The sequence below is a fragment of the Dokdonella immobilis genome (assembly GCF_900115085.1).
In the GTDB taxonomy this organism is placed as follows: domain Bacteria; phylum Pseudomonadota; class Gammaproteobacteria; order Xanthomonadales; family Rhodanobacteraceae; genus Dokdonella; species Dokdonella immobilis.
Genome location: NZ_FOVF01000058.1, coordinates 1 through 5,218 on the forward strand (window position 1 = coordinate 1; position 5,218 = coordinate 5,218).

At 65.9% G+C, this 5,218-nt stretch carries 4 protein-coding genes and 2 pseudogenes; 5 read left to right on the forward strand and 1 reads right to left on the reverse strand.

What is annotated here, in order from left to right:
* Nucleotides 1-182: hypothetical protein (locus BM125_RS19365; RefSeq protein WP_139225128.1), on the reverse strand; the 182-nt coding region annotated here is incomplete at its 3' end.
* Nucleotides 183-570: 388 nt separating this feature from the next.
* Between BM125_RS19365 and BM125_RS19370 the strand changes: the two genes are divergently transcribed.
* The 5 genes and pseudogenes from BM125_RS19370 to BM125_RS20925 form a co-directional block, all read left to right on the forward strand.
* Nucleotides 571-1,443 carry a pirin family protein gene (locus BM125_RS19370; protein ID WP_092411077.1) on the forward strand — a complete coding sequence of 291 codons (873 nt, stop codon included), beginning with the start codon at nt 571-573 and terminating at the stop codon, nt 1,441-1,443.
* A 62-nt stretch (nt 1,444-1,505) separates the two neighbouring features.
* Complete coding sequence (locus BM125_RS19375) at nt 1,506-2,129, forward strand: TIGR00645 family protein (RefSeq protein WP_092411079.1); 624 nt, start codon at nt 1,506-1,508, stop codon at nt 2,127-2,129.
* 119 nt (nt 2,130-2,248) lie between these two features.
* Complete coding sequence (locus tag BM125_RS19380; protein WP_092411081.1) at nt 2,249-2,467, forward strand: hypothetical protein; 219 nt, start codon at nt 2,249-2,251, stop codon at nt 2,465-2,467.
* Nucleotides 2,468-2,731: 264 nt separating this feature from the next.
* Nucleotides 2,732-4,126: pseudogene (locus BM125_RS20920) on the forward strand (UvrD-helicase domain-containing protein); the annotation flags it as partial.
* 129 nt (nt 4,127-4,255) lie between these two features.
* Nucleotides 4,256-5,047: pseudogene (locus BM125_RS20925) on the forward strand (3'-5' exonuclease); the annotation flags it as partial.
* Nucleotides 5,048-5,218: the final 171 nt, after the last annotated feature.

The window sequence follows — 5,218 nt, forward strand, 5'->3', positions numbered from 1 at the left end:
CCATGGCGGTCGGCCAGGGTGCGGGCCAGGCGATCGTGCTTGCGGATCAGCTCGGCCGCCTCGCGATCGCCGAGGCGCTCGACCAGTCCGGTCGAGTCGACCAGGTCGCACAGCGCCAGGGTGCGCAGCAGCGAGCTGGTGAGCGACTGCGGGTCAACTTCGCTGGCCACGCCTGCGTTCACGACGAATCCCTGTTCTCAACGGGCATGACACCTGATTCTGCACCGAGGAGTGCACAAATACCAGTGTATTCAGATTTGTCGAGAGCTCGACCGATCGGACGGCGGCCCGCGCAACGGCGAGAACCGGTGTTCCAGCGCAAACGGCCTGCGACGCTTTACCGAACTACGCCGTCTTTCGTAAGTCGGAAAGGCGACCCGCTGGACTGACCGCAGCCATCGGGTCGCCTCAACGAGCGGTCCGGGTGCGCCCGGCCTTGATCCGCCCGAGCGGATCCGGTCGGGACGCGCTCGGACCGTATCTGGCAGGTTTCTTGCCTCGAACTGGATGGGCCCGCTGTTGCGGCGGTGCCCGGCTGACTGAACTTTTACAGACGATCCCGGAACACGCATGGCCAACACCCTTGTCCGCAGTCCGCCCCGAGTCATCCGCCGGATTGTCCATGGCCAGCCGGTCAGCGACGGCGCCGGCGTCAGGCTGAACCGGATCATCGGGCAGCGCGATTTCGACATGCTCGATCCGTTCCTGCTGCTCGACGAGTTCCGCTCGAATCGACCGGGCGACTACCTGGCAGGTTTTCCGGAACATCCCCACCGCGGTTTCGAGACGGTCACCTATCTGCTCGCGGGCCGCATCCGTCATGGCGACGACCAGGGCCACAGTGGCGTACTCGAACCCGGTGGCGTGCAATGGATGACTGCCGGCCGCGGCATCGTCCATTCGGAGATGCCCGAGGCCGAAGATGGCCTTCTGTGGGGTTTCCAGCTTTGGGTCAACCTGCCAGCCGGCGAGAAGATGGGCGAACCGCGCTACCAGGACATCGCACCCGAACGCATTCCGCTGGTCCAGGTGGCACGCGGGGTCGAAGTCCGCGTCATTGCCGGGGCGTTTGGCAATCTGGTCGGTCCGATCCGCAGCGCCGCCACCGCGCCGGTGTTTTTCGATATCGCGCTTGATCCCCGCGCGCGCGTGAACGTGCCGCTGCCATCCACGCACAGCGCCTTCGTCTACGTCTACGAAGGCGGCGCAGCCTTCGGCCCCGGCGCCGAAACCCAGGTCCTGCTGCACGGCGAACTCGGCGTGCTCGGGGAGGGCGATCGCGTGCCGGTCGCCTCGGGCGACACGCCCGCGCGCGTCCTCGTCGTCGCCGGCAAGCCGTTGCGCGAGCCGGTCAGCAAGTACGGTCCGTTCGTCATGAACACGCCGGAACAGATCGTCGAGGCGATCCGCGACCTGCAGAGCGGCTCCTTTTCGCGACGCTGAAATGATCGCAGCGGGTTCCGCTTGCTAGAATCGCCGGCCTTGCCCATCGACCAGGTCGCCCAATGACGCCCGTCAAGCCGCCGCTGAGTTTCTTCCCCGCCCTGATCTTTTCCTCGCGCTGGCTGCAGCTGCCGCTGTATCTCGGACTGATCGTCGCCCAGGGCGTCTACGTGGTGCTGTTCGTCAAGGAGCTGCTGCACCTGATCATGCATGCGACCTCTTTCGGCGAGCAGCAGATCATGCTGATCGTGCTCGGCCTGATCGACGTGGTCATGATCTCGAACCTGCTGATCATGGTCATCGTCGGCGGCTATGAAACCTTCGTCTCGCGGCTCGGTCTGCAGGGCCATCCGGACCAGCCGGAATGGCTGAGCCACGTCAACGCCTCGGTGCTCAAGGTCAAGCTGGCCATGGCCATCATCGGCATCTCCTCGATCCACCTGCTCAAGACCTTCATCGCGGCGGGCACGCTCGAGGGACTTCCGTTCTGCACGGGCGATGCGCTCGTCAGCGCATCGCAGGCGGCCCTGACCGGCGCGGTGCAGACCTGCTCGACCCTGACCTCGGCCGGCGTCATGTGGCAGACCCTCATCCATTGCGTGTTCATCCTTTCCGCCATCGGTATCGCCTACACCGACCGCATCATGCAGGGCATTCCACGAACGAAACCGGCCGGCGCCCACTGAGGCGCCAGGCGTGAGCCCGTTCCTGAACGCCAGCCGCGTGCCGGCAAGGCCGGCCATGGTCCGTTCAGCAAGCGGCCGACAAGCTCGGTACCTCGAACAACTCAACAGGGGAATTGACCATGCGCATGGGCCTGATCATTGCGGGAATCATCCTGATCGCCGTAGGTGCCATGGCCTTCACCGGCAATCTCAACTTCAGCAAGGACAAGGAAGTGCTCAAGGTCGGCGATTTTTCCGCGACCGTGAAACAAGAGAAGACCGTTCCGCAGTGGCTCGGCGGCATCGGTGCGCTGGTCGGAGTGGGACTGGTCGCTGCCGGCGCCATGCGCAAGCGCTGAGCCGGGCTCTCCGCGGTCGCGACGGCGGCAACGCGGGGTCGCGACCGCTGCCGGCATCGTGCCGGTTGCGCCACTTGTTCAGAGCCTCCCTGGTGTGGTGTCCCGTAAATGGCAGGCGCATATCGCGCCGCGGATTCGGTTCCGGGACAAGGCGCGAGGAGGAGGCATAGTGGGACGATGGTGACGACGAACAACGCTGGACCGGGGGCGAAGACCCAGCGAGATATGGGTGTTTTTGGCGGGACACGCCACTAGGATGGCCTGATGGATGTTTCCCACCTGCTGGATGACCTCAATCCGGCCCAGCGTGAAGCGGTTACGGCGCCCGCCGGCCACTATCTGGTCCTGGCCGGGGCCGGTTCGGGCAAGACCCGTGTGCTCACCCATCGTATCGGCTGGTTGCTCGAGGTCGAGCGCGTCTCGCCGTGGTCGATTCTGGCCGTCACCTTCACCAACAAGGCCGCCGCCGAAATGCGCCTGCGCACGCAGACCCTGGTCGGCGACGGCCCGCGCGGGCTCAGCATCGGCACCTTCCACGGCATCGCGCACCGGCTGCTGCGCCGCCACTGGCGCGAAGCGAGGTTGCCGGAAACCTTCCAGATCCTCGATGCGGACGACCAGCAGCGCCTGATCAAGCGCACGATCCAGGGCCTCGGCATCGACGAGGCACGCTTCCCCCCGCGCCAGGCCGCCTGGTTCATCAATTCGGCCAAGGACGAGGGCAAGCGCCCCGATGCCATGGAAGCAGCCGGCAATCCGCTGGCCGCCACCCTGATCGACATCTATGTCGCCTACGAGCGGGCCTGCCAGCGTGCCGGTCTGGTCGATTTCGCCGAGCTGCTGCTGCGCGCGCACGAGCTCTGGCTCAACGACGAGGCCCTGCTCGCGCATTACCGCGAGCGCTACCGGCATCTGCTGATCGACGAGTTCCAGGACACCAACACCTTGCAGTACGCGTGGATCCGCGTGCTTGCAGGCAGCACCGGGCAGGTCTTCGTGGTCGGCGACGACGACCAGGCCATCTATGGCTGGCGCGGCGCGCGGGTCGAGAACGTGCAGCACTTCCTGCGCGACTTCCCGAATGCAAGGACGATCCGCCTCGAGCAGAACTACCGCTCGACGGCGAACATCCTCGGTGCCGCCAACGCGGTCATCGCGCACAATCCGAGCCGCCTCGGCAAGCAGTTGTGGACGGCCGATGGCAGCGGTGATCCGATCGAGGTCTATGCGGCCTACAACGAGCAGGACGAAGCACGCTTCGTCATCGAGCGCATCCGCGAGTACATCAGGGCCGATCACGCCGCCAGCGATGTCGCCATCCTCTATCGATCGAACGCGCAGTCGCGCAATTTCGAGGAACAACTGGTCCAGAACAACATCGCCTATCGCGTCTATGGCGGCCAGCGCTTCTTCGATCGCGCCGAAATCAAGGATGCCCTGGCCTACCTGCGCCTGATCGCCAACCGCCACGACGATGCCGCTTTCGAACGGGTCGTCAACACACCGCCACGCGGCATCGGCGAGCGCACCATCGACCTGTTGCGCGCGCGGGCGCGTCGCGAGGACACTTCGATGTGGGAGGCCGTGCTCGGCGAGCTGACCGACACCACCCTGGCGGGCCGTGCGAAGAATGCCCTGCGCGCCTTCCTCGAACTGATCGAGGGGCTGGCCCGTGATTGCCTCGTGGCAGAGCCGGCGCCGGCGCTCCGGCAAGCTGCCGAAATCACCGCCGGGAGCAGCGGTCCGGACCCGCGCGCGGAGGACCTCGCGAATGGCGAACCGTCGTCAGGTCCGCTTGCAGGTCGCGATGGCGATTCGGGCAATGCCGACGAGCCGCTGCCGCTGGCCGAGCAGATGGACCACGCGATCGTGCGGTCGGGACTGCGCGAATACCACGAAAAGGACAAGACCAGCGCCGAGTCGCGCCTCGAAAACCTCGACGAGCTGATCAACGTGGCGAGTCGCTTCGAGCGCACCCCGGAAGACCTCGAAGCCGGCCTCTCCGAGCTCGCCGCGTTCCTCTCGCATGCGGCCCTCGAAGCAGGCGAGACCCAGGGCGAGGCCTGGCAGGACTGCGTCCAGCTGATGACCCTGCATTCGGCCAAGGGCCTCGAATTCCCGCTGGTCTTCCTGGTCGGTCTCGAGGACGGCCTGTTCCCGAGCCACAAGTCGGTCGAGGAACCCGGACGGCTCGAAGAAGAACGCCGCCTGGCCTATGTCGGCATCACCCGCGCGCGCGAGCACCTCGTCCTCTGCTATGCCGAAACCAGGCGCATGCATGGCATGGAAATGTACGGTCGGCCCTCACGCTTCCTCGGCGAGATTCCGTCCGACCTGCTGCACGAAGTGCGCCCGCGCGTGCAGGTGAGTCGGCCGATGTCGACCCCGTCGCGGCACGGGCCGTTCGAGACCGAAGCGCCGGCGCTCAAGCTGGGCCAACGCGTCAGCCACGCCAACTTCGGTGAAGGCGTGGTCGTCGATTACGAGGGCAGCGGTGCGCACACGCGCGTGCAGGTCAACTTCGAGAACTCCGGTCAGAAGTGGCTGGTGCTGGCCTACGCGAATCTGTCGGCGGTTTAGGGAAAAAGGGGGCGATGCGTGGCGCGGGCCCCGACCACGGACCTCGTGTTGCTGCTCCGTTGCATTTCGTTGTCGGAGCGGATTCAGCCGCGATGCCTTTTGCCCATCTCTGGCGAAAGGCATCGCGCGTGAACGCGCTCCTACGAAGAGCGGACGACCTGTTGCGCGGGC